The 26696-nt window shown below is 60.3% G+C and carries 32 protein-coding genes; 31 read left to right on the forward strand and 1 reads right to left on the reverse strand.

Annotated elements, in window-relative coordinates; translation table 11 throughout:
- Window positions 1-444: 444 nt before the first annotated feature.
- Window positions 445-1071 (reverse strand): S24 family peptidase, encoded by a 627-nt coding sequence (locus PUT78_RS20365; RefSeq protein WP_274354094.1) that lies wholly within the window; start codon window positions 1069-1071, stop codon window positions 445-447.
- Window positions 1072-1166: 95 nt separating this feature from the next.
- Here PUT78_RS20365 and PUT78_RS20370 point away from each other — a divergent pair, with 95 nt between their 5' ends.
- From PUT78_RS20370 to PUT78_RS20520, 31 genes are all read left to right on the forward strand, one after another.
- Window positions 1167-1415 (forward strand): hypothetical protein, encoded by a 249-nt coding sequence (locus PUT78_RS20370; RefSeq protein ID WP_274354095.1) that lies wholly within the window; start codon window positions 1167-1169, stop codon window positions 1413-1415.
- Window positions 1416-1752: 337 nt separating this feature from the next.
- Window positions 1753-1950, forward strand: a complete 198-nt coding sequence (locus PUT78_RS20375) for a hypothetical protein (RefSeq protein WP_274354096.1) — start codon at window positions 1753-1755, stop codon at window positions 1948-1950.
- Window positions 1951-2013: 63 nt separating this feature from the next.
- Window positions 2014-2466 (forward strand): hypothetical protein, encoded by a 453-nt coding sequence (locus PUT78_RS20380; protein WP_274354097.1) that lies wholly within the window; start codon window positions 2014-2016, stop codon window positions 2464-2466.
- Window positions 2467-2472: 6 nt separating this feature from the next.
- Window positions 2473-2907, forward strand: coding sequence for a RusA family crossover junction endodeoxyribonuclease (locus tag PUT78_RS20385; protein WP_274354098.1), 435 nt, complete (start codon window positions 2473-2475; stop codon window positions 2905-2907).
- Window positions 2907-3329: a helix-turn-helix domain-containing protein gene (locus PUT78_RS20390; RefSeq protein ID WP_274354099.1), complete on the forward strand. Its 423-nt coding sequence runs from the start codon at window positions 2907-2909 to the stop codon at window positions 3327-3329. Before PUT78_RS20385 ends, PUT78_RS20390 begins: the two co-directional genes overlap by 1 nt.
- 1 nt (window position 3330) lies before the next feature.
- Window positions 3331-4230 (forward strand): hypothetical protein, encoded by a 900-nt coding sequence (locus tag PUT78_RS20395; RefSeq protein WP_274354100.1) that lies wholly within the window; start codon window positions 3331-3333, stop codon window positions 4228-4230.
- Window positions 4231-4288: 58 nt separating this feature from the next.
- Entirely contained in the window at window positions 4289-4591 is a 303-nt protein-coding gene (locus PUT78_RS20400) for a hypothetical protein (RefSeq protein WP_274354101.1), read from the forward strand.
- Window positions 4588-5232 (forward strand): hypothetical protein, encoded by a 645-nt coding sequence (locus tag PUT78_RS20405; protein WP_274354102.1) that lies wholly within the window; start codon window positions 4588-4590, stop codon window positions 5230-5232. Before PUT78_RS20400 ends, PUT78_RS20405 begins: the two co-directional genes overlap by 4 nt.
- Before the next feature lie 109 nt (window positions 5233-5341).
- Window positions 5342-5887 (forward strand): DNA-packaging protein, encoded by a 546-nt coding sequence (locus tag PUT78_RS20410; RefSeq protein WP_274354103.1) that lies wholly within the window; start codon window positions 5342-5344, stop codon window positions 5885-5887.
- Window positions 5832-7163, forward strand: a complete 1332-nt coding sequence (locus tag PUT78_RS20415; RefSeq protein ID WP_274354104.1) for a DNA-packaging protein — start codon at window positions 5832-5834, stop codon at window positions 7161-7163. The genes PUT78_RS20410 and PUT78_RS20415 overlap by 56 nt, the downstream gene beginning before the upstream one ends.
- A gap of 1 nt (window position 7164) precedes the next feature.
- Complete coding sequence (locus tag PUT78_RS20420) at window positions 7165-8550, forward strand: DUF4055 domain-containing protein (RefSeq protein ID WP_274354105.1); 1386 nt, start codon at window positions 7165-7167, stop codon at window positions 8548-8550.
- A 13-nt stretch (window positions 8551-8563) separates the two neighbouring features.
- On the forward strand, window positions 8564-9385 hold the full coding sequence (locus tag PUT78_RS20425) for a hypothetical protein (RefSeq protein WP_274354106.1): 822 nt from the start codon (window positions 8564-8566) through the stop codon (window positions 9383-9385).
- 79 nt (window positions 9386-9464) lie between these two features.
- Complete coding sequence (locus PUT78_RS20430; protein ID WP_274354107.1) at window positions 9465-10439, forward strand: coat protein; 975 nt, start codon at window positions 9465-9467, stop codon at window positions 10437-10439.
- Window positions 10440-10941: 502 nt separating this feature from the next.
- Window positions 10942-11367 carry a hypothetical protein gene (locus PUT78_RS20435; protein ID WP_274354108.1) on the forward strand — a complete coding sequence of 142 codons (426 nt, stop codon included), beginning with the start codon at window positions 10942-10944 and terminating at the stop codon, window positions 11365-11367.
- Window positions 11368-11370: 3 nt separating this feature from the next.
- Window positions 11371-12390: a phage minor head protein gene (locus PUT78_RS20440; RefSeq protein ID WP_274354109.1), complete on the forward strand. Its 1020-nt coding sequence runs from the start codon at window positions 11371-11373 to the stop codon at window positions 12388-12390.
- Window positions 12391-12394: 4 nt separating this feature from the next.
- The gene (locus PUT78_RS20445) at window positions 12395-13042 is read left to right on the forward strand and encodes a hypothetical protein (RefSeq protein WP_274354110.1); all 648 of its coding nucleotides are present in this window, start codon (window positions 12395-12397) and stop codon (window positions 13040-13042) included.
- Entirely contained in the window at window positions 13042-13443 is a 402-nt protein-coding gene (locus PUT78_RS20450; RefSeq protein WP_274354111.1) for a hypothetical protein, read from the forward strand. Before PUT78_RS20445 ends, PUT78_RS20450 begins: the two co-directional genes overlap by 1 nt.
- Window positions 13444-13829: 386 nt before the next feature.
- Entirely contained in the window at window positions 13830-14423 is a 594-nt protein-coding gene (locus PUT78_RS20455; RefSeq protein WP_274354112.1) for a hypothetical protein, read from the forward strand.
- 27 nt (window positions 14424-14450) lie between these two features.
- Window positions 14451-14810 (forward strand): hypothetical protein, encoded by a 360-nt coding sequence (locus PUT78_RS20460; protein ID WP_274354113.1) that lies wholly within the window; start codon window positions 14451-14453, stop codon window positions 14808-14810.
- 38 nt (window positions 14811-14848) lie between these two features.
- Entirely contained in the window at window positions 14849-15118 is a 270-nt protein-coding gene (locus PUT78_RS20465) for a hypothetical protein (RefSeq protein ID WP_274354114.1), read from the forward strand.
- Window positions 15111-16694 carry a phage tail tape measure protein gene (locus PUT78_RS20470; RefSeq protein WP_274354115.1) on the forward strand — a complete coding sequence of 528 codons (1584 nt, stop codon included), beginning with the start codon at window positions 15111-15113 and terminating at the stop codon, window positions 16692-16694. Before PUT78_RS20465 ends, PUT78_RS20470 begins: the two co-directional genes overlap by 8 nt.
- The gene (locus PUT78_RS20475) at window positions 16694-18598 is read left to right on the forward strand and encodes a hypothetical protein (RefSeq protein WP_274354116.1); all 1905 of its coding nucleotides are present in this window, start codon (window positions 16694-16696) and stop codon (window positions 18596-18598) included. Before PUT78_RS20470 ends, PUT78_RS20475 begins: the two co-directional genes overlap by 1 nt.
- Window positions 18599-18618: 20 nt before the next feature.
- Entirely contained in the window at window positions 18619-18978 is a 360-nt protein-coding gene (locus PUT78_RS20480; RefSeq protein WP_274354117.1) for a hypothetical protein, read from the forward strand.
- Between the two features lie 368 nt (window positions 18979-19346).
- Window positions 19347-20144 (forward strand): hypothetical protein, encoded by a 798-nt coding sequence (locus PUT78_RS20485; RefSeq protein WP_274354118.1) that lies wholly within the window; start codon window positions 19347-19349, stop codon window positions 20142-20144.
- Complete coding sequence (locus PUT78_RS20490) at window positions 20144-20332, forward strand: hypothetical protein (RefSeq protein WP_274354119.1); 189 nt, start codon at window positions 20144-20146, stop codon at window positions 20330-20332. Before PUT78_RS20485 ends, PUT78_RS20490 begins: the two co-directional genes overlap by 1 nt.
- A gap of 12 nt (window positions 20333-20344) precedes the next feature.
- On the forward strand, window positions 20345-20944 hold the full coding sequence (locus tag PUT78_RS20495) for a hypothetical protein (protein WP_274354120.1): 600 nt from the start codon (window positions 20345-20347) through the stop codon (window positions 20942-20944).
- Complete coding sequence (locus tag PUT78_RS20500; RefSeq protein ID WP_274354121.1) at window positions 20944-23439, forward strand: S8 family serine peptidase; 2496 nt, start codon at window positions 20944-20946, stop codon at window positions 23437-23439. The genes PUT78_RS20495 and PUT78_RS20500 overlap by 1 nt, the downstream gene beginning before the upstream one ends.
- A 119-nt stretch (window positions 23440-23558) precedes the next feature.
- Window positions 23559-23855 carry a hypothetical protein gene (locus PUT78_RS20505; RefSeq protein ID WP_274354122.1) on the forward strand — a complete coding sequence of 99 codons (297 nt, stop codon included), beginning with the start codon at window positions 23559-23561 and terminating at the stop codon, window positions 23853-23855.
- 92 nt (window positions 23856-23947) lie between these two features.
- A complete protein-coding gene (locus tag PUT78_RS20510; RefSeq protein WP_274354123.1) occupies window positions 23948-24586 on the forward strand; it encodes a YcbK family protein in 639 nt (212 codons plus the stop codon).
- A 663-nt stretch (window positions 24587-25249) separates the two neighbouring features.
- Complete coding sequence (locus PUT78_RS20515; RefSeq protein WP_274354124.1) at window positions 25250-25795, forward strand: LabA-like NYN domain-containing protein; 546 nt, start codon at window positions 25250-25252, stop codon at window positions 25793-25795.
- A 676-nt stretch (window positions 25796-26471) separates the two neighbouring features.
- Window positions 26472-26696, forward strand: a 225-nt coding sequence (locus tag PUT78_RS20520; protein WP_274354125.1) for a hypothetical protein, incomplete at its 3' end; no start/stop codon positions are given.

The following is a 26696-nucleotide window of genomic DNA, read 5'->3' on the forward strand; positions in this document are numbered from 1 at the left end:
GGTCGTTAACTGACCCATACGAAAGACTTGAGAAAACGCTTTATTCATCAAATACGCCCGATACTAAACCTTAAGGTGAATTTAATTGACCCCGCACAGTCTGCAAGCAGAAATGCGCCGGGTGGTCAGACACCGTGAGCAATTTAGCACCAAAGAACACCACACTGCTTCGGGCACACCGCGCGGATGATCACAAACGCGCATCAGGTAGAACGGTCAGAACAAGCCTGACGGGTGACTTTCCTGGGCCATCGGGGGGGGTGAGTTTGAAGCCCTTGTTTCTTACGCACCACTGACGGCAGAGGCGGGAAAAGCGAATGACCGCTCTGCCCAAATGCTGCGGATGCGATGCTGCGAGGTCAAAGGCGGCTCTCCGCCCTTTGTGCCTCGCTGACGGCAGGCGCGAACGGATACCGAGCACTTTCAGCTGAACTCCCCCCACGTTCACACCTTCCGCCCATACCAAATCACCTTACCCACCACATCGATCTCAGTGCGCTCGGTGTCGACTGGCGGATAAAGCGAGTTGTCAGCGATCACCATGACGCTCGTTCTGCGAGAGCCGCGCCCGATGCGTTTGATCTGCAGCGCCTCCCCCACGCGAAGGACGAACAATCCGTCGTAGTCGAGGTTCGTCTTCGTGCGGTCAATCACAACCATGTCGTCATCCTGAATCGTAGGTGTCATGCTGTCACCCTTGACCCTGATCGCAACAAGCTGATTGCCCTTGGCGCTGGTCATTTCGCGCAGATACTGCGTCGAAAACGCAAGGTTGGAGATATGTTCTTCTACGTCTACAACCGCACCATGGCCCGCGCTGGCCGACACATCATAGACAGGAACAAGGTCCGCGCCTTCAGGGGCCGCACTCCCGTTCGGGACTTCATGTATGCCGCCCTGTTCAAAATACTGCAAAACACGCGGTATTTCCTCAGGCTGCACGCGTCTTTCGCCAGATAGAATTTTGGTGACGACATCAGGCTTCACGCCGATAAAGCGCGCCAATTCGGCTCGCTCACCGCGCCTGCCTGTAAGACGGCTAGATATCCATCGTGCATCTATCACTTCCATGTGCAGAACCTTGCGCAATTCGCAAGAAAACAATAGCCGCTAAAATCGCAACATTTGCGCTTGACTGATATTGCGATAATCGCAATTATGTCACCATGGAACCCGCAAACACTATTATCGAAATCTGCGGCGGCTTTAGGGCTGTCGCAAAAATCACCGGACGCGATGAAACCCGCGTCCGCCGCTGGACCTACCTGAAGGAAAAGGGAGGCACTGGCGGACTGATACCTTCCGAGTGTCAGCAAATACTGATGGAAGAAGCACGCAAGCGCGGCCTGCCTCTTTCCCCCGAACATTTCTTTCCGCCCAAGATGGACACAGATTCCGAAACGGATGCCGCCTGATGTCATATTCGTCTCCGCATAAGCCATGCGTTGACACTGGCATGGGCGCTGCTGGTGTGTCGTCCGGTATTGGGGGCGGCGCTGCGTCCAGTGGTCTGGCCGGACTATTATCCGGCAGGCCGTGCGATCCGCGCGCGTTTCGCCGCGTGTATCCGGATCGGTGGGCAAGGTTTCTACGAAACCACTTTCGCAACAGCATCGAAATCGCCTGCTTTTTCGACGTGGACGAGAAAACGGCCCGCCAATGGCTGAACGGGGTCAACGCGCCGCAAGCATGGGCCGCGTCCTTCGCCGTTGTGTCCATTCCTGGCGCTGCTGAGTACTTGATGGAGGCCGCATGACCCCTGCCCGCCTCGCTCAACTTCAGCGCCACGTTGCCACCATCACCACGCTGGACGAACTGGACGGGTTCCGCACTCAGCTGTCGGAGCAGCAGGAAATGACCACCGACATAATGGCAGCAATACGCGACCGGCAGGATGTGCTGCTCGGGCGCGGACCAGCCAGACGGACGCAATATCAGCGCTTGAAATAGCGCGCCCGAAATTTCGGAAACCCGAAATCGCGACCCCGGCGTGCAGGGGTGATGGAGAGTGACATGACCGGAACAGACGCATCTGAAAACACGGAAGAGCTGCAGATCGAAACGCTATCGGGCGATTTGCGCGATGCAATGCTCATGCGGATTCGCAACATCAACAGGCCCTGGTCGCTCCTGACAGAACAGGAGCAGCGCGAAATGGCCGAGGGGCTTGATATGGCGGCACGACACCTTGTCCGGAATGCCGTCAGGCTCCTGAATGACTATGAATGGCCCCATGCGGTTGTGAAGCTGCACGAAATCAAAATTGCAGGCAGCGACAAAGGCATTGAGGCCAAGGTCAGCGCATCAAACATCGAACACAACCGTTCAGTGCTGGGCGAGAATGTTGGCGATTACTGCATGCTGCTGATGGTTGACTCGGACACATTCATGGCCGAGCGGGCACCCGCCGCAATCGATCCTGACCAGCCGGAACTGCCCGGTAGCGATGAAAGCGAGGCTGCATAGCCCGCCATGCTTGAACTTGAACCCCCCGCCTTCATTGCCCTGCCCGGGCCGATCAGCACCAACAACCTGTTCAGCAATGTGCCGGGCAAAGGGCGGGTGGCGACAAAGAACTACAAGAAATGGAAGGGTCTCGCGGCTGATTGTATCGGGTCCCATGCACCGATCCCGCGCTTCACTGTGCCCGTCGAGATAACCCTGTTTGTCGGTGAAGTCGGCGTTGGCCAGATGGACAGCGACAACACCGCGAAGGCGTATATCGACGCGCTCAAGAATGCTGGCGTGATCCGGGACGATTCCCGCAAGTGGCTTCGCAGATCCGAAGCTGTCTGGGTGCCGGGCATGGCCGGGTGCGTGGCGCAGATCAAGGCCGCGGCGAACGTTCCGAATGCGGGCGAGATAGTGGCCAGAATTCCAAAGGGCCTGAGGGAGCTGCTGCGATAATGCCAAGGGACGTGAAGGTATCGCTCGCGCTACTGCGCCGCGCATGGGAGGACACCACGCAGACCAGCACACAGATTGCTGAACGATTTGGCATGTCCCGGCGCACGCTGGGCAAGATCGCCAAGGCGCAGGGTTGGATGAAGCGTTCCAGGCGCAATGTCCGCGTGAAACTGACACCGGACATGGTCAAGCCAATGTGGGATTTCGGTCTGATTTCTCAGGACATAGGGGCCTACCTTGGTGTCACGCATCACGCCGTGAATACCCTCGCTTACCGTCACGGTTGGCGGCGCGGCAAAGGGTGGCACAACACCGGGCGCCGCACCCTCTCGGAGTGGTGCGAGGTCCAGCTGCGCAAAGCCATGGAACAGGCCGCGAAGGCAGACCAGGATGCCGCGCGACGGCTCATGAGGGGGCGTTAGGATGAGCACGCAGAAACAACCTTGGGTGAAATTCTATACGACAGATTGGCGGTCTGACCCCTGCCTCAAAATGTGCAGCCTGGCCGCTCGCGGCCTGTGGATCGAAATGATCTCACTGATGCACGAAGCCACCCCTTACGGCCATCTTCTTGTCAGCGGCCAGTGCCCGACTGACACACAGCTCGCTGTGTTGGTAGGAGCGCCCCCCGATCAGATCGCAGCATTGCTCGGCGAACTGGAATCGGCGCGCGTATTCTCCCGCACAAGAGAGGGTGTGATCTACTCGCGCAAACTGTCACGCATGGCAAAGAAGGCGGCAACGGCGCGCAATAATGGCCGTAAGGGTGGTAACCCAAGCCTCGGAAAAGGCGGAAAAAATCCGCCTCCGGTTAACCCCCAGGATAAGGGTGGGGATAAACCCCAGAGACCAGAAGCCAGAGACCAGATAAAGAAAGAGGAACCTTACGGTTCCTTGTCGCCTCGCGGCAACGAAGCCACAAAGCCCTTCGATGAAGTCGCCGAAGCTGTCGTGGCCTACAACCGAACCGCTGAGGACGCGGGCTGGCCAAGGTTGCTGGTTCTCAGCAAGCAGAGGCGAGCAAACCTCAAGGCACGGCTCAAGGATGCTGGCGGGCTGAACGGCTGGGAGGCTGCGCTGGCGAGGGCACGTGCATCGCCGTGGTGCTGTGGCGAAAATCAACGCGGCTGGACTGCAAACTTCGATTTCCTGACCCGTCAATCCTCATTCGCAAAACTCATGGAAGGCAATTATGACCCGCGCACTGCAAGCACAGCACAGCCCCGAACCGCGAACGGCCGCGGAATGGCAGGATCAGCAACGGCGTCAGAGATCGCAGATCGCGGCGCTCGATGGGCAGCAAGCCGCAAGGCGCGGGGCTGAACTGGTCGCAATTCTCGAAGTTGCCAGCGTCAAGATTGATCGCTTCGGCTGGAACAGCATGGACCCGAACATCAAGGACGCGGTTTGCAACGACTGGTGCGATCTGCTCAGCCAATACACCCTGGATGAAGTTCGGGGCGGCGTGGCGGCGGTATTCGCGGCATCCGGCGGCAGGCTGAAATCGATCAACGAATTTCAGGTGCAGGATCAAATCCAAAAAGCGCACAAGCGCTTTCTCGCGACCCTTCCGAAGCAGGCTGAACCTGATCCGGAACGAAAGCCGGTGGACCGCGAAACCGCCGACGAAATCATGGCCGAGTTCGGTTTCCGCCCCAGGCGCTTTGGCGACGGTGACGCATGAGCAAGACACGCGCCCGCACAGCCGCACAGAAGCGCCGAGACAAACGCAAGGCCCGTCAGGCAACCATCACGCTGGCAGGAGGCTTGAAGGCCCCCCAGCGGCCCACAGGGCGCGACAGACGGCACACGAACCAGCAAGAGGACGACCCGATGCAAACCGCGATACAGGCTCGCATGCGGCACACCGGACTGACGGCCGATCGGGCGCGGCTTGATATGGCAGGATGCGCGGTCGGGCGACGATTGCTGACTGATCGTATATCGGATGCGGAGGATCTTTGGCAGGCGGTCAGGCACCTGCGCAGCGTGATCATCACCTACGACCGCGCCGTCAGGGCCCCCAACCGGCATGCGCAGTGCCTGCGGATCATGGCGCCAACGGACACGATGCACGCCGATGCGTCCAGTCCGCCCCCAGACGAGCGCACCCCCGAGGAGCGCGACCGGCAGGCAGTCACGGCCTACATGGCGCTGCAGGGCTGGCTGTCACATGCCGACGGTGCCGCAAGGTCTGCATGCCTGCGCCATGTCGTGGATGAGCCGGATGAACCGGTGCGGGACTGGTCCGGGATTGTCCTGGCACTGCGCTGCGTGTCTGACGGGATCAAGGGCCAGAAGCTGCAATGGCGGGGACGTGGTTGACAGCTGATTCGAAAGGTGGCAGGCTGAGTAAGATCGACCCCGAACTACACCGAAAGCCCTGCACCCTCCTCCCGGTGCGGGGTTTTTGCGTTTTCAGGAGCTTCCCAACATGGTCAACAAGTCCGAACCTCATGAGGGGCGCGATGAGGTGGGCCGGTTCATGCCGGGCAACCGCTTCTGGATGGCACGCAGCTCGCACGGTGCAAAGCCGAAGTTTGAAAGAGCAGAAGACCTCTGGGATGCTTGCCTTGAATACTTCGATTGGGCGCATGAAAATCCGCTGTTCGAAGACAAGCTGGTCACGTTTCAGGGTGACGCGAAGCACGAACCTGTCGCGAAAATGCGGGCCATGACGATCGCAGGGCTATGCTTGTTCCTGGATATCGAGGAAGGGACGTGGCGCGAATGGCGGAAATCGCGTGCCGATTTATCGTCCGTCATCACGCGAGCCGAAGCGGTGATCTACCAGCAAAAGTTCAGTGGGGCTGCTGCCGACCTGCTGAACCCCAGCATCATTGCCCGCGATCTGGGGCTTGCAGACCGGCACGAGATGACCGGGCGGGATGGGGGACCGATAGAGACAAAAGACGAAAGCGCCCATGACAAGCTCCTTGCTGCACTCAATGCTATCGCTGAGCGAACCCGAGAGACATAAGGTTCTGGCAACGCTGACGGAGTCGCAAGCGGCTGAACTGCTCTACGACTGGAATTTCTGGGGCCGCCCCAATCAACAACTTCCCGCCGGTGACTGGTTCGTCTGGATGATCCTGGCCGGTCGCGGTTGGGGCAAGACCCGCACTGCAGTGGAAAACATCAGTCGCCTGCTGCGGGGACCGACGCCCCTGACCGCCCCAAAAGGGGCACCGGCCATGATGTCTTTCATTGCCGACAACCCGTTCGACATGCGGCAGTATTCCATTGAGGGTCTAAGCGGTTTTGCTCATGTAGGACCGCCCGAATGGCGGCCTATACACGAGCCCAGCAAGCGGACGTTGACGTGGCCCAATGGCTGCAAGGCCCTGCTGTTTTCGGCAGAGGATCCTGAGGCCCTGCGCGGCGCTTCCGGCTCGTTCTTCTGGTGGGACGAGTTGGCCAAGTCGCGCTATGCGCGGGCGGGATGGGACAACCTGATGTTCGGCATGCGTGAGGGTAACCCGCGCGGGATCGTCACCACGACGCCCCGGCCCATACCGCTGATGCGGGAGCTGGTGGACAGTCCCAGTACGCATGTGACGAAGGGCAGCACCTGGGACAACAAACTGAACCTGTCCGGGCGGTATTTCGAAACGGTGATCAAGCCCCGTATGGGCACGCGGCTGGGCAAGCAGGAAATTGACGGACAGCTACTGGACGATGTGCAAGGGGCGCTTTGGGGTTACGATGTCATAGACGCGGCGCGCATCACTTACGAAAAGGTTCCGGGGCTTCAGCGCATCGTTGTGGCGGTAGACCCGTCGGGTGGCGGCGATGACATTGGCATTGTGGTGGCCGGTGAAGGCTTCGACGGCACGCTGTACGTGCTGTTCGACGCGACCTGCAACCTGTCCCCCGGTGGTTGGGCGCGCAGGGTCAACGAAATGTACACGCATTTCGGGGCCGACAGAATTGTCGCCGAGCGCAACTTCGGCGGCGACATGGTGGAAAGCAACATCCGGTCCGTCGATCCGCTGCTTCCCGTGACAATGGTAACGGCGTCACGCGGGAAGGTGGTACGCGCCGAGCCGGTGGCCGCATTATACGAGCAGGGGCGGGTCAAGCACGCTGGGCATTTCGACGAACTGGAAGCCCAGATGTACCATATGACCACCCATGGCTTCATTGGAGAAGGCTCGCCCGACCGGGTGGATGCGCTGGTATGGGCCATGACGGAATTAGCACTGACAAAGCCCGAGCGAGACAGAGGCGTGAGCGGTCAACGGGAGCTCGGATAGCATGGACATCACGCAGAAACACCCGCTGTACGAGGAGTATGAAGACTCCTGGAAACTGATGCGGGACGCTATGGACGGCGAGGACAAGGTTAAGGCGGGCGGAACTACCTACCTGCCGATGAAGCCGGGGCTTGCGTCCTTGACCCGTCAAGATCTGGCGGACAAGGCGTATCGTGCGTACAAAGATCGGGCGGAATTCCCCGAGGTGCTTAGCCCGGTCGTGAGGGGCATTCTGGGCATCCTGACAGAGAAGCCGCCGGTCGTGGAGCTGCCAACAGTGCTGGACGACTTGAAGGAGGCCTGTACGCTGGATGGCCTGACCTTCGATAGCCTGTACCGCAAGGTTCTGCGAGAAGTTTTGATCACCGGACGGCATGCAATATTGCCATCGCTTGACCAGACGGGCGGCGGTTATCTGGCCTGCTACACCGCCGAGGCAATTGTATCGTGGGACACCGACGAGGACTCTAAGCTGCTGGAATTCACCGTGTTGGACGAGTCCAGCATGCGCCGCAACAAGGACTCGAACGAGTGGGAACTGCAGCTTGCTTTCCTTGAACTGGGACTGGACGACGCAGGCAACTATCAGGCCCGCAAGTGGTCGGCCCCCGAGGGGTCAGACGTGCCTGTGCCGGGCGAGTGGGAAGCGGCACGAAAGGCGGGCGGCGCCGGGCTGCAAGAGGTGCCGATGGTGTTTGTGGGAACCGACGGACTGTCCCCCGACCCCGACGACATCCCGCTGTACGGGCTGGCCAAGCTGGCGCTGCGCTACTACCGGCTGGACGCGGACTTCATGCACGCTTTGCACATGACGTCGGAACCTACCCCGGTGGCAATCGGGGTCACCAAGGAAATGATCGAGAACGACACTGCCCCCAAGACTCTGGGGTCCGCAGTCATGTGGTACCTGCCCGAAGGGGGCAGTGCCATGTACCTCGAATTCAGCGGGCCGGGACTGGCCAAACAGCAAGAAACGCTGGCGGACACCATGGAGCGCGCCAAGGAGTTCGGGGCCAAGCTGATCGCCGGATCTTCCGACCAGTCAGGTGAGGCGCTGGCGTTGCTTCTGGGTTCCCAAACAGCACCGCTTAAATCCATCGCGGTCAACGTGGCGGCTGGCGTGGAGAAGGCGCTACGCAAACTGGCAGAGTGGAAAGGCGCAAACCCCGACGATGTGTTGGTTACGCCGCATCTGGATTTCTACACCAAGAAGATGACCGCAGCTGAAATCACTGCGCTGGTCGATGGTTGGGTGAAAGAGGCTTACTCCTGGAAGACGCTGTTTGCGCGGCTCCAGGCAGGCGGGGTCATTCCGGAAGGGGTGACGGAAGAGCAAGAGGCCAAGCGGCTTCTTGAGAACAGAAACGAGGGCGATGGCCTGACCTGAGGAGCGATGCTCGATGCTGAAAGCAAAATACGAATCCGAGGACGAAATTCCCGAGGCGCTGAAGGAGTTTTATGCGCCCGAAGATGACAAGGAAGATGGCCCGTGGTGGCTGCAGATTGAGGACCGCGAGCTGGAAACGCTTCCCAAGGTGCGCGGGCTGGCAACGGCCAACAAAGAGAACCGCAAGAAGCGCGACGAATACAGGCGCAAAGCCGAGCAGTATGACGAACTGAAAGCCCTGCTGCCCGATGACGTGGACCCGGCCACCATCAAAGACCTGATTGCCGGTGCCAACAGCGGCGACAAGGAAATCAAGGCGCAGTTTGAGGCCCGCATCGACAAGCTGAAGCGGGACCATCAAGCCGCGCTGGAAAATGTGCAGGGCGAGCTGGGCCAGACCCGCGCGCAGCTGGACGACGTAGCCCGCCGCCGGGCCTTGCGCAAAGCGCTGCGCGACAACGGGGTCGACCCTAAGCATGATGCCATTCTGCTGGATCACTTGGGCAGCAAGGTCAAGGTCACGGCGGATCCGGAAACCGGCGAGCGTACCACTGAGGTGGACACCGCGCTGGGCACGGTCGACGTGAACGAATTCGTGAAGGATTGGGTCAAGGCCGACGGCAAGCCCTATCTGGAAGACGCCAAAGGACCGGGCGGCAATCCCGGCGGGGGCCGCATCCCTGCCAATATGGGGGCCAAGAACCCGTTCCTCAAGGCAAACTGGAACAAGACACAGCAGGCCAAATTGCCGCTTGAACGGCGGGATGCGCTTGCACGGGCAGCAGGGTTCAAGGACTTTGCCGCCGGTATGGAGGCCACCTCGGCCCGTACATAAGGCGGTGATGCCGCAACCCAGAGGCTCGGGCGATGCTTTAGGGCTCTAACTCAACCGCATCCTAAAGGAGAACAAAAGGATGACTACGAAAGTAGAAGACGTGATCGTGCCCGAGCAGTTTATTCCTTACATGCTCAAGCGCACCATGGAGCTCAGCGCTCTGTTTACCTCCGGTCTGGTGCAAGCTGTGCCCGATCTGGATATCGGCTCGCGTGGCGGTTCCATTGTGAACATGCCGTTCTGGATTGACCCCAACGATGACGACCAGCTGCTCGACAGCAATACGGATCTCGTGCCGTATGGCTTCAATACCGGTCGCGATGCCGCGGTACTGCACGGACGGGCTTTGCCCTACGCGGTGACGGATCTGGCAGCTGCGCTGGCAGGGGATGACCCCTTCACGGCAGTGGCCGACATCCTGGCACGCAGCTGGAACCGTCGCATGCAGCGCTTGCTGATCGCCACTCTGACCGGCGCGATGGGTTCCGGCGCTGGCGATGGTTTCAACACCTTCGACATCAGCGCTTTGGCAGGCGGGGCTGCGGTTATTGACGCAGAATCGCTTATCGACGCCACTGGCGTTCTGGGTGATGCTGCTGGTGGTCTGTCGGCCATTGCATTCGACTCGGCCACCGAGCGCTACCTGCGCAAGCTGGGTCTGGTGCATGACTACAACCTGCCGGACGGTACGTCGATTCTGATGTACCTGAACAAGCGTGCGATTGTGGATGACGGTATGCCCTCCGACGATGGCGTTCACACTGCGGTGCTGTTCGGCGAAGGTGCATTTGGCTACGGCGAGGGCGCTGTCAAGGTGCCGCTGGAATACGAGCGCAGTGCCCTCACCGGCGGTGGTACCGAGACCATTGTGTCGCGGCGTCACTTCCTGCTGCACCCGCGCGGCATCCGCTGGACCCCGGGGGCCAACGTTCCCGACAAGGACGTGCCCAGCAACGCGGAAATGGCCGATCCGGACAACTGGACAGCTGTCTACGAGCCGAAGGCCGTGCGCATGGTCCGCTTCATCTTCCGCCTCGAGGAAGACGACGGCTAAGGCAACCGCCTGAAACGAATGAGTAGCGCCTGCCACAGCGGGCGCTGCTTGGTCTGAACGTGTTGGGTAATGGGTGCTCCTTCCTCGCTACACAGCTTGGACGTTCAGACCGGCCCCTGTGGTGTGACCCCACCATTGCACCACCAGGGGCCGACTGCCAGCGCCCGCAAACAAGGAAGGAAGTAACATGGATGAAATGACACCCGGTCAGAAACGCCGTTTGCGCCGTGCAGCGCTGGCGCGCGTGAACAACCCGCAGGCTGAGGAGAAGTCCCCGAATGCCGACAAAAAGACCAGCAAAGCAGAAGCGAAAGCCCAGACAGCGAAACCTGCTGCTCAACCGAAGCCCCCGGCAGACCCGAACCCTGCCCCGGCCAAGGGAAGCGAACTCGCTGCGGTCCAGCCGAGCACGAACGCCGGGGCACCAGCAGTCGCCCAAAAAGGTGCTGCGCCCTCAGCGCCACCCGCGCCCCCTGCACCGCCCCCCAAGTAAGGATGCACCATGATCCCGACAGACGAACTTGCGGTGTCGCCGGAATGGGTGACCACCTTTCTGACCGGTCGGGGCTATGGTGCCTTCTGGCCCAGCAATGAAGCGGAACAGGAACAAATTCTGTTCCGCGTTCAGGACTACCTTGCGGCGACGTATAACAACCGCTGGAAAGAACAGTGGGAAGAGCCACCCATGGACGTGCAGATTGCCATTGCCTACATGGCGTTGGCCGAGGCGCGCAGTCCGTTTCTGTTCAGCGAGGTCATTACCCCCGGCAGGTACCTGACAGCTCAGTCCATCGACGGGGCATCAGAATCCTACAGTTCGGACGTAATTGCCGCGCTCAAGGGCCGGGTCGACCCCTATCTGTCGATTGTGCAGCGCAACCTTGGCAAGCACATCTGCCCGCTATTTGTTCACACTGTGCGAGTGTAAAGCATGGCCCGGCTAGACCGAAGAACCCGCGAGCTGCTGCGGGGGCTGGAGGCCAGCGTGTCTTCGGCCTTTGTAGAGGCCATACGCGACATTCCCGGCCTGTCGGACCTTAAGGTGTTTCGCGAGGCCCTGGAGGCTCGTGACCTCGAGCGCGCCATGCGGATAATCGGGCCGACAGACGCCAATTTCCAGCGCTTGGACGATGCCATACGGGAAGCGTATACGGCAGGCGGTGAAGGGGCGATACGCAATTTGTCCGGCATCCGCGATCCCCAGACGGGGGCCATAGTGCGACCGACATTCGACCGCCGGACTGCCAACGCGGTACGTTGGGTGCAGCGCGAGGCGGGTAGCGCCATTCAAGGCCTGAACGCCTCTATTACGCAGGTCGTGCGCGAGGTGCTCAGTGAGGGTATCGCCGAGGGTGCTTCAGCACGGGGCATGGTGACCCGGCTGATGGGCACCTATAACCGCGCGACGAAACAGCGTGAGGGCGGTGTACTGGGGCTGACCCGCGAGCAGTTCCGGGCTTCCGAGAATATGGCTGCCAAGCTGAGTGCCGGGGATTACAGGTCCTATTTCGACTACAAACTGCGCAACCGCCGGTTCGACGATATGGTTGAACGGGCCATGCTTTCGGGAGACCCCCTAAGCCCTGTAGATATCCGAAACATCCAACAAGGCTATGAGGGCAACATGCTGACCGCCCGGGGCAATAGCGTAGCCCGGGAAGAGGCCAGCAAGGCGTACAACGCCGGACGACACGAGTCGTTTACGCAGGTGCGGGATGGGGGGCTGGTGAGCAATGACCAGTTCCGGCGCACATGGCGGTCCAACGACGATGACCGGTCGCGCGCCACCCATGCCGATCAGGACGGTGTAGAGGTTATCGGTCTCGACACGCCGCATACGTTGTCGGACGGCACCCAGCTTATGTACCCCAAGGACGACAGCTTGGGGGCGGACGCCGAGCATACGATGGGCTGCCGGTGCTTCGAAGAAATCACGATCGTACGGAGCTGACGCCATGTTCGCCGACGGCCTGCTTACTCAGGACATAACCTATTGGGCTACACCGGCCTCAAGCCCCATGCTTCTCAAGGGCCGCTGGTCTGTTTCGCGCAGACATTTGTTCACCGCGGGGGAAACTGAAGCGTTCCCGCAAGGAAGCATTATCTCCCACCCGAAATTGGAGCTAGGAGGCCTTGCCTCTTTAGGCGCTGCCCTTGACGCCCCCTCTCTGCTGGAAGTGCCCTCTCTGCATTGGGTGGCGCATAGCAAGTACACGACCGGTTTCACAGGGTCTGTGGGCCTATACCGGTCCGACGTTAAACCGGTGTGGACAGACTTCACAGAAAGCGTGGACATCTTCCCGGTTACCAAAAGCGACACCGGCAGATCTTTCAACTTTGCCCGGCAAGCGGTTCCGGCCTACGCAGGCATCGCTTCCGTCAAATTGGTGAGCGATGCGGTCAGAAATAGATACGCAGGTCAGTTCAATCAGTCATGGCAGGTAGTGGTAACTCTTCCCCGGACGGCCACAACCGAGGCCATAAATCGGGCCGATGTTGAGTGGGGCGGCAAGGTCATTGAAATTGAAGGCGCGGCCCTGCGCGACAAGTCCGGCAACCCCCTCGTCCTTTCATGGGGCGGTAGTTTACGGGACGTGGTGTGATGGCTGATAACTTTCGCAGCAACAAGGACGAGGTGTTTCACCGACTGAAGGCTGGATACGAGCGGAATGTTCTGGCGGCCATCCTGCTGTGGCACGGAGCAATCGGGCGTCGCATGCAACGCGGCCCCACCAGAACCGGACGGGTGTACAAGGTGCCCGGAACCTCAGTGGAATATGTGGCCTCTGCCGAAGGTGAAAGCCCTGCCGTTCGGACCGGCCTGCTGGTGCAGAGCTACGACACCGATCTAGGCCCTACGGTTGGGCGGGTCGGGACGCCCGAGAAGTATGGGCTGCACCTTGAACGCGGAACCGAAAACATAGCGCCGCGCCCTGTTATACGCGAGGCATTCAATGACGCGCGGGACGCCATAGAGCAGGAGCTTCGTAGAGAAATTGAATGATCTGCTTAACAGGGTGTCCGCCGTCCTGACCGCTGCCCTTCCGTCTGGGACGCGGGTTCGGGAACACACCGCGGACTGGAACCCTACTCCTGATCTTGTGACCTATCGTGCGTCCTTGCAGGGGGCTGCGATGGGCACGAATTCGCGGCTGGGCTTTGTAACTCTGGACGTTGACGTCTGGGCCGCCGGTCCCGACACGGGGGCCGCAAACTCTCTGGCAGACCTGGTCGAAGCCTCGCTGGAGGAAACCACCATAGGGCCGCCAGAGGGCGACCTCAACGTACCCCGCTTTACCCTGCGAAGCAGGACCATTGTCGACGGCGATGACCCGAGACTTGCACACGTAACCATGGTCCTGTCGGGCCGAGCATACAGGAGGCATTGATATGCCCGCACCAAAACAAACCGGTGTAACTGCCGCGACGTGGAACAGCCTCATTATGGACGCGGCTGTTGCCTACCTCAACTACGGAAGCACGGATGAAAATTACCCCGAGCGTATCCTGGGCGCTACCAACGGCGGGGTGTCTTTCGGGTGGGCCGAGTTCAACATGCGCCACCCCGAGATTGACGGGCTGAAAGGCTCCATGAAAGGGGCATCCCGCATCACGCAGGCCATTCCGCAGCTTGAGGTCAACCTTGTCGAGTGGTCGCTTGAAAACCTGCTTCTGGCCTTCCCCGGCTGCGAAGTCGAAGTTTCTGGCGTTGGCGCGGCACAAATTACCACGCTGACGCGCAGCAATCGCCTTATCGCCCCGGAGGAATACCCGCTGAATGTGGCCATGGTGGGCACGCAGTCGGGCACCGGGCTGCCAGTGGTGGCGATCATCAAAAACCCTCTCGTTGTAGAGGGCGTAGAGCTGGCCACCCAAGAGGACAGCGAGACCACGACCCCGGTGATTTTCGTGGGCCATTACGACCCCGAAAACCCGGAAGACGAGCCGTGGGAAATTCGTTTCCCAACGCCTGTCGAAGACTGATCAAAGGCCCAAAGGAGCGCCCACTCTATGACACGAACAAACCTGCGGCCCATCAAGGCCCGCGACACCCGCGTTCTGGCCGCCGTGCTGGGACGCCACTTGCCCGGCATTGCCAACATCACAGGCGACAAGGACAGCGACGAATACAAGCGCGAAGTCGGTATGCGGCTTGTGGGAATTATCCTGGACGAAGAGCTGGAAGCCTTGTGGGGCTGGATTGCCGACATAAACCAAATGACGCCGCAGGAACTTGATGACGGGGAGCCAGACCTGCCATTGGCCATTCTGACTGACCTGTACAAGGGGGACCAGTTGAAAGGTTTTTTGGAGCAACTTCAATCATTGGTTCCACGAAAAGAGACTACAGAGTCGCTGTCGACCGTGTAGCCGCTCGCTACGGCTGCACACCGCAAACGGCGGCCGACATGCCGCTGGACGAGTTTCTGGTGGCGTACGAGGCCGCTGTGGACGACATGCGCGAGGCGTACAGAGTAGCTGCTTATCCTGTGTATCTGCAACACGGCAAGAAGGGTAAGAAATGGACGCAGTTCCTCAACGAGTTGGGGCTGGGCGTTCGCAAGAAGAGCAACAATGCCGGTCGACGACGCGGTGCTTCAAGGGAACAACTCGACCGCATTTACAAGCTGGCCGAGGACGTTCGCAAAGCTGACCTAGGGGGTCGCGTCGATGTTTAAACTGTTCGAGGTATTTGGCGAGCTGTCCATGAAGGGCGCAGAGGGTGCCGCCTCTGTCATGTCCGCTGCGGAACAGCAGGGCAAGGGCTTGGCCGATACCTTGGGGGCTGTGGGAGACCGCGCGGCGTCTGTGGGTGACTCCATGACCAAGCGCGTCACCGGCCCCATTGTCGCGGTGACCGGTGCGCTGACTGCGATGGCGTTCAGCGCCATCAGCACCGGCGACGATCTGGCCAAGTTCAGCCGCTCGGTCGGCATTGGGGTGGAAGCCCTGCAAGAATACGAATTCGCCTTGGGCCGCATCGCCGGTCTGAGCGAAGGGCAAACCCGCAAGGCGCTGGAGTTCATGAACCGTACCCTGGCGGAAGGCACGCAGGGCAACGAGAAGGCAATCGAAACCTTTACGCGCCTTGGGTTCTCTATGGAGGACATTGTTAACGGGGCGGTAGGGACAGAAGCCGCTATGGACGCGGCGCTTGAGGCCATACGCGGTGCTGCATCCGAGGCCGAAGCCCAAGCGATTGCCATGGACATCTTTGGAACGCGCCAAGGCATCGCGCTGGCAAACAACATCCGTGAATCCGCCGAAACGGTAGAAGACGCCCGCGAAATCTTTCGTCGTGAAATCGGCGGTATGACGCAAGAGCAAGCGGAAATGGCCGAAGTTGCCAACGACGCTTGGGACCAGTTCAAGCGCTCTATTACCAGCGCCAAGAACGTTCTGGCGGCGGAGCTGCTACCCACCTTTGTGAACGTGGTGGGCATGCTTCAGGAGAGCTTTATCCCGATGCTGGTGAAGGCCGCCAGGGGGCTGGCCAGCGTTGTGCAGTGGTTCAATGAACTAAGCCCGACCGCGCAGGCCAGCATCGGCCTGTTCATCGCTTTTGTCGCTGTACTAGGCCCGGTGCTGTCCATCTTTGGCCGGTTAATGAAGCTGCTATCGGGTCTCCGTATTGCCTGGATGGCCCTCGCAGCTGTCAAGGGTGTCGTGCTGGCCGCGCTGGCAGTGGTTAGCGCCCCTGTGCTGCTGATTGTGGGTGCCATTGCGGCGCTGTCCGCAGCTATTTGGTACAACCGGGAGCGGGTGGCCGAATGGGCTGTCGCAATAGCAGAGTTCGCGTCCAAGACCTACAAAGATCTGCAAGCATGGGTTGGCAAAGTCCTCAACATGTTCCGGGAGTTGCCGAACCTTATCGGGCAGGCCATTCGCCGGATGGCCAGCAACGTGGTCAACGGCATTCGGAACATGGTTTCCGACTCGCTGGCAGCGCTGCGCAACCTGTACCGGGAAGCGGTGGGGAACTCCATTATCCCCGACCTGGCGCGCGATGTGGTGCGTACAATCACGGACATGGCGGACGACAGCATAGATGAAACCCGGCGCATGAACACAGGCATGACCGACGCCATGCCGCGTGACCTGCCGCCCGGATTTGGGCGCGGGGATGACGGCCCCGGCTTTGGCGGCATGGGCATGACGCAGGTTATTCACCTCGAACATGCAGTGATCAACACCGAGCATCAATTCGACCGCAGGCTGTCCGCTTCGGGCCGCGACCTGACGGGGGCCTTCTAATGACGCTCAGCCTTCTTGCCCAAGCGGTATCCCTGCAAGGCCAGGTGTACCGTGTAAGCAACTGCTTGATTGACGAGGCGATAGGCAGCGTTCCGCAGGTTTCTTTTGCGGTCGAAATGGATGCAAACTCGGGGCTGCCGGTGCCCGCTATCGGCATGCAGTTCACCGTAGATCAGATTTGCGACGGGCTGTATTCGGTCATGGGCGAGGTTACGTCTGTCCAGCGCAGGCGCATCCCCGGCGGCACGCAGTACCGCGTCACGGGTATGGGTGAGGGCCGCGCCGCTGGCGAACGTCGCTGGCTGGGCATCGTCCCTGCTGGCCCTCTTGGCGACTCTGTACGCTTCCTGTGGCAACAGGTGCTTCAGGGTGTCGATCTGTCGCTCGTCCCTGCGGCTGGGCCAACGCTGCCAGACTACCCAATGGCCTACGCCTCCGTGTCAGAGTTCATGGATTTCGTGTCCAACAACACCGGCTGGATATGGTCGCTGCGCAATGGCGTGCTGCGGGTTTTTGACCCCATGGTTCCGGGCGGCAACGGGTGGCCACTGCTGCCGGTTTCCAATACCGACTTTGAGGCCAACTCGCTGGAAATCACCGAGGGGCTGGACATCATAAACGTGGCCCGCCAACAGGCGTGGTTTACCCGGCGCGTGACAGTCACCGCGCCCCGGTTCCCCATTGGGTGCCGTAGTTCTGTCCCCCTTCCCAATGACCTGCCCAAAGAGTCCGAGGGCTGGGAGTTCGTAGGGGCACAGATCACGCACGGCGACACGGTCGACGGCTCCGATCCGCAGCAAGTGCGCATAACGGTTGATCCGGATGTTGCAGAGCTGTCCGTAGGGTTCTGGGACTGGCCACGGGTCACGCTGGTGCTGGAGTACCGGCGGCTGGTCTGGGCAGAGGAAATCGACCACGACTCTGTGGACGTTTACGGCTTCCGCGAAGGGCCTCCCCTGCCCCACGACGGGGCAATGGGCGTTCAGGCTGCGCATGACAACTTGCGCACCTATCTGAACGGGGTGTCGCAGCCGTCTATCAGGCTGTCCGGTATCAGCCTGCGCGCAGATTTCCGCCCCGGCCAACAAATTCAGGGCGTGCTTCCCGGTCTGTCCGGCGAACGTCGCTATCTGGTCAAGCGCATACGCCGCGCCACCAGCGGAACCGAGCTGCAGGTACAGTTCGAAGCTGAAACCGCCGGTCTGGTAGCGGACCCGAACCTGCCGCCTTCCACCCGCCCCCTCGGCCGATCTGCCGATGGGCGTGGCGAGATGGTTCGCCGGTTGGAAAACCTTGAACGGGGGCCGCTGAACCCGGCCAGCCGTGCGGGCCTGATTGCTGCGATTGTCGGCCCGGTTCCGCGTCCGCATGCTGTTGCTGGTGGCGTAGCTTGGGGCGTCACCTTCACGGCGGTTGATCCGTTCAGGCAGCATGGCGAGGCTGACACTGCGGTTCAGTGGTCAGTAATTGCTGAAGGCCAGACCGTGGTTCTCAATCATGGCGCCACTCAGGTGCCCCTTCTGTGGACGGTAGAAGCACAGGGCGTCATGCCGTCCTTGGGTCAGGCCGGTGCCTTTGTGAATTGGGAGGCAGAATTCGCGGGGTCAACTCTCGGCCTCGGCACTTCAGCCCCCGCTGTGACATGGGCTGTACAGGCGTCGGGGCTGCCCGCGCAGCCAGAGCAATCACAGATTGCCGCGCATGTTGAGTGGTCTGTCACGGCTTCTGTTGAGGCGGTGTCTGTGACGCAGGCAGTAGCCGCCGCGCCGGTCATGTGGACAGTCCAGTACGCGGCCCTGAACGTTCCAGATCCCGCTGGGGACGGTCTGATTGTTGAGTACGACACGGGCGCAGATATCGCCCTTGCCGCTGGCGGTCTGGCCGTCGACCCGGAACTTGATTAACAACCACAGGAGATATCCACATGCCTACCATCGCCGATGGGTTTGTCACGCAGGCGGGTTTCGACGCCTTGGCAGAGGCCCTTACCGAAGGTCTGGGCGTACCCGCCTTCGCCTCGATCCGCATACTGGACGCCAACGAAGATCCCATTCACACCCAGTCGCTTGACCTGTCTACCGAGGCCGCAGACCCGGCCCCCGGTGTGGTGGTTGAGGCCACGACCACTTTCGCGGCGATCAATGTAACTGACCCTGTGGTCTGGGCAGAACTGTTGGGGCCTGCCAACGAGGTTCTGGCCCGCGCGGAGTTCACCGCCCCCTTCCCGGCGGAGCAGGCGTTGCAGATCGACATTCGCAACACGTTCACGCCACCCGAGGTGTAAGTTATGGCCGCTTGGCACCCTACAGGGTTCTGGGGCAGCGTTGTCCTGTACCCATCAACGCCAGATCCTGCAGACGACTCCGTGTGCCCGCCAACAATACGCTTCGCTGGGTGGACACTGCAGGGTGACTTGCCGGGGGGCACCACGAAGCGTGACGTCCCGCTGGGCGATGCCATTGACGAGCTGGAAGAGCATCGTGGCTCCGAGGTGTGGAACGAGGTTAGCCGCACCACGCAAGACCCCGGAAACGTGGGTTGGCCGGTGGGTACAAAGGTGCTGACCAGCATCACCTTTTCGCGCAGCCGAGGGGGCAATGTCACCGTCAACTATAACTACCCATACCCAATCGTAGACGCAGGGATAAGCTGATGCCGATTTACAAGCAGATCATAGCCCGCGACACGCATGGCAACGTCGCCCAAGGCGCGGAACTGGCAGTGTACACAGTCACCTTCAACGGCGCTGGAGTGCCTGCGCGGGGTGGGTTGGTCACCACCCTGCAGGACGCGGAAGGCAACCCCATTGACCAGGCTGTAGACCCCGCACCCGTGTCAGGGGAGGACGGCATAATCGCTTTCATGCTTCCGGCGGGGGGGTACTGGTTAACCGTGACCCGAGGCGCGGATACTTTTGACGTCCCGGTATTCATGGTAGGGCGCGCAGCCCAGTTCGACACGGGGGCCGACAGCGACCAGCTTCCGACTGGCGGCGACATGCTGGAGGCCCTGCTGGGTTCTGGCCAGCTGGTTGAAGGCAACGACGGAAGTATGCTGGTGTATGACCACGACACCGGCGCCCTCCTTCTGACCCCTATTCCCGCGGAGGCTATGCCCCCCTGGCAGATCGACTATGACGAGGGGCCTTGGCACGGGGGGCCACCATTTGACCCGCAACGAGCTGGCAAGGTGTGGGGATTTGGCGGCGGAGGCGGTGTCACACAGGCAACCATCCCAGCAAATGCCAACGTCGCCGTTCCGGTCGGGTTGGTGTTTTCCTTCCTGATCGATCACCCGGACCGCGTATTTGTGATCACGCCGGAAACCGGTGTCACATTCAACGGGAACGACAATTCCTGGGCAGCTATGGAGCCTTACTCTGTGGTGACCATGTGGAAAACCGGAACCGATACTTGGGTGGGTCAGGGCTTCGTTGACGGGGGCGAGTGATGCTACTTTTTTTCATGAGCCAGCACCGCGCTGCATCAGAGCCGCAACCACCCGATTTCAACCCGTCGACCGAACCCGCGCTGCTGGTGTCATCTTTCGACGAGCTGCGACCTGCCGCGAACAACCCGCTGATCGTCACCGGTTACCCTGGCGACGGCCTGCAACCACTGCGCTACAGCGAAACCTAGGGAGGCAGACACATGCCCACTTTTGAAAGCGGTCGGGAACTTCCCGAACTGAACGAGGCAGGAACCCTCAATGGCACCGAGCTGGTGGTGCTGCATCAAAACGGGGTGACCAGCAGGCTGACGCTGGCTGAGCTTGCGCAGTACGTCAAGACAGCGGAGACTATTGTTCCGGCTTCGGAACCCTTTCGCGGCGCTCGGCTGAACCGCAGCGCGAACCACACTCTGGGGTCCCTGCCCTATTTCGTGCCGTGGAACGACGTCCTGTACGACACTCACAGCTTCTGGAACGTTTCAGAGCCCACGCGGCTAACCATCCCGGCTGGCATAAGCAAAGTCCGCCTGGCCGCAGGGTGCTCGCTGTCGACTGCTGGCTCTGCTGGCTCAATTTCGTGGAGCATTCACGACAGCGACGACGTTATGATAGCTACCGACGTTAAACGGCAAAGCTCTACCGGGTTCTCCAGCAACATGGCTTCTTGCGGCACAGGAGTTCTGGAGGTTTCCGAGGGCGACTATTTTCAGTGCCGGGTCAACCTGTCTGGCATAAGCGCCTCGCAGCTACTGTCTACGCCCTTGTCCTTCTTTTCCGTCGAAGTGGTGGAGTTGACCTGATGCCTTGCACCCTGATTGCACTCAAACGCGGCGCCGACATTGAGGCTTTCGAAGCCGATATGGTGGCTGCAGGCGTGAAGCTGGTCAAACTTCCCGGGCTGCGCGGGGTATACCGCGTGGACGCCTGCAAATGCAGTGATCTTGATCACATCCGCCACCCTTCGATCCAGTCTGTGGACGACGGTGACGCGCCGACACATGGTCACGAGGCGCAGCCCATCGAGTTTGACCAACTCAACGTCGGGGGCGCGCATCAGCTGGCTCGTGTTATCCGTCGCGGCAACCCGTGGCTGAACAACCCGAACGGGCACAGGAGCTTCCCCGTTAAAACCTTCTTTGAATGCGAACGAGATGGCACCGGGGTCGACATCTATGTGGTGGACTCAGGTATTCGCGCTACACATGAGGAATTCGACGGCAGGGCCACCAATGTGGCGGTGGCCACTGGCATGGGTGAGCTGTACGACGAGCATGGCCACGGCACGCGGGTGGCCAGTGTGGCCGCGGGAGTGACGACCGGCCTCGCCCGGGGTTCGGAAGTCCGGGGCTTCAAGGCGCTGGACAGCTCTAACTCCGGTACTTTGGCCGCCCTGGTCGAGATGCTGGGTGCCGCTGTGAGCGACTACAACAGCCGCTCGCATCTGGGCAGACCGGCGGTCATGAATGTCAGCTTGGGCGCAACAGGCAGTTCCGGGTCACTGAACGTGGCGATGGACGCGGTTATGGACGCCGGTATCGTACTTGTCAGTTCAGCGGGCAATGCGGGCAATCCGGTGGTGGACTTTACGGGCTTGAGGCACTACCCGGCGTGCTTCCCCGATGTTGTTTGCGTCGGCGGTTCTAACGCGCTGGATCTGCCTTACTGGAATGGTCCAACCGCGCAGTCTAACCGGGGCAACCGCGTGGACATCAGCGGTCCAGCTCAACAGGTGTGGGCTGGTTCTTTTGTCGGGGACGATACTTATCAAACGACCAGCGGCACGTCCTTCGCCTCGCCTCTGACTGCTGCGGTTCTAGCGTGTATGCTGCAAGGCAGGCCGCGTATATCCAGCCGTGCTGAGTACCGCGAGCTTGTGGAGCAGTTGCGTCACAGCGCCACACGCGGGGCAATACGTTTTGGCGAGAACCGTAACCAGCCGCAGGGGGCCATCATTCCGGATCGCCTGCTGTACGTCGCGCCCAAAGAGGAGATGGAACCAGAAGACTGGACGCAGGACCGCATACACCTGGTGGGCGAAGCTTCCTATGTGGATGAAGGTGAAGCCGACGAGATAACCCTACCGATACCAGCCGGGGCACAGGAAGGTGATCTGCTGCTGTTGCACCTCATACAGCGGGATTTCATTTCTGCTGTGCCCGCCGGGTGGACGCATATTCAGTCCGGTCGCCATGTCGGAAACACAGTTGATCAGAAGCTTGAAACATTTAAGCGCAAGGTCGGGTCCGAGGCTGTGCCGGAGACGGTTACTGTCCAACTCCAGCAAAGCAATACGCAGCTTAAAGGCATCGTCCAGCTGTTCCGTGGCCCAGTCCCCATTGACGTTTGCAGGGTAGCCGGAAATGCTTTCAATGTGGAGTCTTTCCCCCACCTCTTCCTGGGCGTCGAGCCCCTGCGGGTAGTCGGCGAGCCCGATCATCTGTGCTACGTTATGGCGCGAGGGTACTCGGCCCTAGCGTCCGGTACAGAGAGTTTCTGCGTAAGCGATATGCCCGCGAGTGTATTCGCCGGACCCACTTTCGCCGAAGGGTTACGGCTGGTTAGCGCTTACCGGGACATAGAGCCGGGGGAGTACAGCGAGGGGTGGTTGGCCAGCCTGAGCGGCGCGGACACGCTGTCTGGTTTGGAGCGTATGGGCTGGGTGCAGCTCTTTCTGGCCGAAGAGACCTTTGAACCCACCATCGAGCACCTTAGCCTGTACGAGCCCTATGCAGCATCTAACGTAACCATTTCGGGGGATGGTAAGTCGTTTTCGGCAATCTCCACCGCCACCCGCTGGTCGCCGGTTATCAAGCTTCTGGGGACCACACCCTTCCCCACAGGGGCCGTGGGGTACTACTGGGAGATTTCCCTTACCGCTGGCAGCGCGCAGTTCGACGGCTACTTTGGTGTGGCCACATGGGCCAACAGCGAAAGCGCCTCTGCCCGCGCCAGCAACCCCATAGCCTCAGGTAGCATCGGCTGGCGCGGCGTCGGTGAAATACGCTCCGGTGGCGCCCTCCAGCGTGACGATGTGCCCACCTTCGGAAACGGGGACCGCCTGATGATGGCGTTCAACCCGCATACCGGCGAATTCTGGATCGGTAAGAATGGCACGTGGTTCGACGATCCGGAGGAAGACCCCGCGACCTATACCACGACGCCGGGGTTCTACTATCGTATCTATGTGCAAGCGCGCAGCGCCGGTGACGCCGGGACACTGCATACCACTGCATCAGATTTCGCGTATGCCGTCCCGGCTGGATGCGTACCGGCGGCTGAAGACTTCACGCCGTAACCAGGGACAGCGCGACACCCTTCCAGCCAAAATTACACTGGCATGAGCGGCCGGACGAAATGGCACATAAAAGCACGTCACCGGCCCCCGACTTCTAACCCACAAGGAACGATGCAGGCATGGATGTTTGGCGATTAATTCAGGAGGCATGGCCCCTGTTCACAGTATTGGTTGGGGGGCTGATTTTTATCCTCGTGCGGGTTGAGGTCGAGATGGCACTGACACGTGCCAATATCAAAGCGCTCTGGGCACGGCGGAAGGAGGAACGGGCAGAGTTCGCGGAAATGGTCGCGATTCTGCGGTCGGACCACAACGCGATGCGGACGGAGATCCATACCGAGATGCGCGGTTTGCGCGACTTGCTTGTCGAAAGGTCCGTAGAGCGCAGGATCCGGCAAGCCGAACGGATGGACTGAGCGGAATCGGCGCCGGTCACACGACCAAATATTCACAGGATTATTCCGCCGCCCGTTCGGGGCGGTTTTTTTCATGGCTGAAAGGAAACGGAATGCCAAAACTGTACCAGAACTGGAAAGACTACCCCATGCGGAACTGGCGCTGGAAAAACTTCAGTCCGCAGGAAATGGCCTGCAAGGGGACAGGCCGCCTCATGCTGGACCCTGTCGCAATGGATGCATTGCAGGCCCTGCGTGATCGCCTCGGACGACCGTTGATCATCACGAGCGCTTACCGCAGCCCGGAGCACAACCGCAATGTCGGCGGCGCGCGGGCGTCAAAGCACATGGAAGGCATCGCCTTTGATATCCGGCAGGACAACCACGATCCGGCGCAGTTCATTGAAGCTGCCAAGGCGGTCGGGTTCCGCGGCATCGGCACCTACCCGCGATCGGGGTTCATCCATGTCGACACGCGGCTGGCCGCCTTCCAATGGGGTGACCCGTTTCCGCCCTCCGCAAACGGGCTGGCGGCGCAGCCCCCGCGCGAGCCCGAGACACTGGCCGAGAACCCGCGCGCGCAAGTGGCGGGTGGCATCGGGATCGGGTCCGGGGCCATCGCGCTGGCCGATCAGGCATCCCGTGAAGGCGGTATCCTTGACCGGCTGCAGGAACCAACGACGCTGATCATCGTGGTGGCTGCGGTCGCGGCGTGGCTGTTCTGGTCGGAGTGGAAGGGCCGGAGGCAATGATCAAACTATCGCTGCCATTTTTTTCAGTGGTGGGGGCGACGCTCCTAGCGCTGGGAGGATGGGCCTTCTGGTCCTTCGACCGTGCCCAAACGCGCGCATATGAGGCGGGACGCGACAGCGTCCTGCTGGAACTCGCAGCCGGAACAGAAAATATGCGGCAAGCACTCTATGCCGCCGACGCAGGGGATGGAGACCATGCAGCAGACCTTACTTGGATTGACCACTATCTTGATGCTCGCGGCCTGCGACCCACAGACACCACCCCAGTCCACGGCTGTCCCTGTGATTGCCAGCCTTGACCGGCCATCCACTGACCTGCTGGTCTGCGTAGGGCGGCGGGACTGGGGATGCACGGCAACGCACGCCCGCGTAATCCGCGCCCGGCTAGACGCGGCAAAAGCGCAACTCCAGTCGGACGCCCCAGACTGAGCATTCCCACCGGGGTCGGCTGGTCGGAAGGCGCAGCGTCCGGGAGGATCTGACAGCACCCCGTCCGGACAGCCAAAATGCCCGCGCAAGGCGGTATATTCGCGGTGAACAGATCACAGGTTGCCTTCAGTCAACCGCAAGTTGTAAGTACGGGAAGCTTATCGAATCCACCTGGACGACGGGCGCTGGATGAATTGGTTTTCGACTGATTCAATTGATCAAAATGGATTTTGTATGTTCTACAAAGACGAAAAACTGGCGCTGTTTATTGATGGTGCAAATCTCTACTCGGCCGCGAGAGCGCTAGGATTTGAGATTGACTACAAGCTTCTAAGGCAAGAATTTATGCGCCGGGGGAAGCTGTTGCGAGCGTTTTACTACGCGGCACTGCTCGAGAACGAAGAATTTTCACCAATTCGTGCTCTGGTCGACTGGCTCAGCTACAATGGCTACAATCTGGTCACCAAATCTGCCAAAGAATATTCTGACAGTGAAGGGCGGCGAAAAGTGAAAGGCAATATGGATATTGAATTGGCTGTCGATGCCATGGAGCTTGCACCCCATATTGACCATGCTGTTCTCTTTTCTGGCGATGGTGACTACAGTCCTTTGATCGAAAGCTTGCAACGTCAGGGGGTGCGTGTTTCGGTAGTTTCAACAATTCGCAGTAAAAGACCGATTGCCAGTGATGAGTTGCGACGCCAAGCTGATAACTTTATTGAGCTCGATGAGCTGCGCGACGTTATCGGTCGACCATTACGCAATCATCATGACGACTGAGGGACGCAGATGCGAATTCTTTTCTATCAGATCGCCCTGGTCGTATTTACGATTTCCTGCCTCCCATCAATGTCGAGTGCTAATGTACCGATCGTTCCGCGTGGTCAGACGTTCACTTGCACTCCGACGCATGTCTGGGATGGTGATGGTCCCGTTTGGTGCAAAGAGGGCCCACGCCTAAGGCTTTCCGGTATCGCAGCTCGCGAATTGGACGGGAGTTGCTCTCCGGGCCATCCGTGCCCGGCAGCAAGCGGCATTGCTGCGCGTGACGCGCTGGTGGCGCTTCTGGGAACACCCACGGGAGTAAGCCGACACGGTCATATTCTTATTACAGGCCCTGCCCTGCGCTGCCGCTCAGATGGTTCTGCTGGCGGCAACCGAACGGCTGCCTGGTGCGTCTCACCGCGACATGGCGATATCAATTGCGCTATGGTTCGCGGGGGGTGGGCGTTGCGCTGGGATAGGTACTGGCGTGGGCATAGGTGCTAGTGATCAGAACCTGGCGCAAGGTTGCGCTACTGGCAGCGAGGGGCAGCAATGCGGGACAAAGCACCAATTCGCTGCGATCGCACGAAAGGCAGCTTCGCTGCCGAAGCCCAGGCAGTTGAACTATCAGCGAAATACACCGAAGGTGACTAAGCGCAGTTGCCAAAAGGTGCTTCGGAGACAACGAAAATTGAAACAGACTGACCTACTCTCTCTTGCAGAATTAGATGCCCAATTCATAGAAAATCTGGTGGCCAGAGCGGGTCAGCTTCAAGAGAACTGGCACAATGGAAAAATGCCTCAGTCGCTGCTCGGTCGCCGTATTGGGATGATCGAAGAGTTGCCCGGCTGGCGGAACCCGACAGCGATCGCCGTTGGGGTGGCGGCGATGGGCGGCACCTGTGTTTCCGTCACG

It is taken from the genome of Roseinatronobacter alkalisoli (assembly GCF_028745735.1).
GTDB lineage: Bacteria > Pseudomonadota > Alphaproteobacteria > Rhodobacterales > Rhodobacteraceae > Roseinatronobacter > Roseinatronobacter alkalisoli.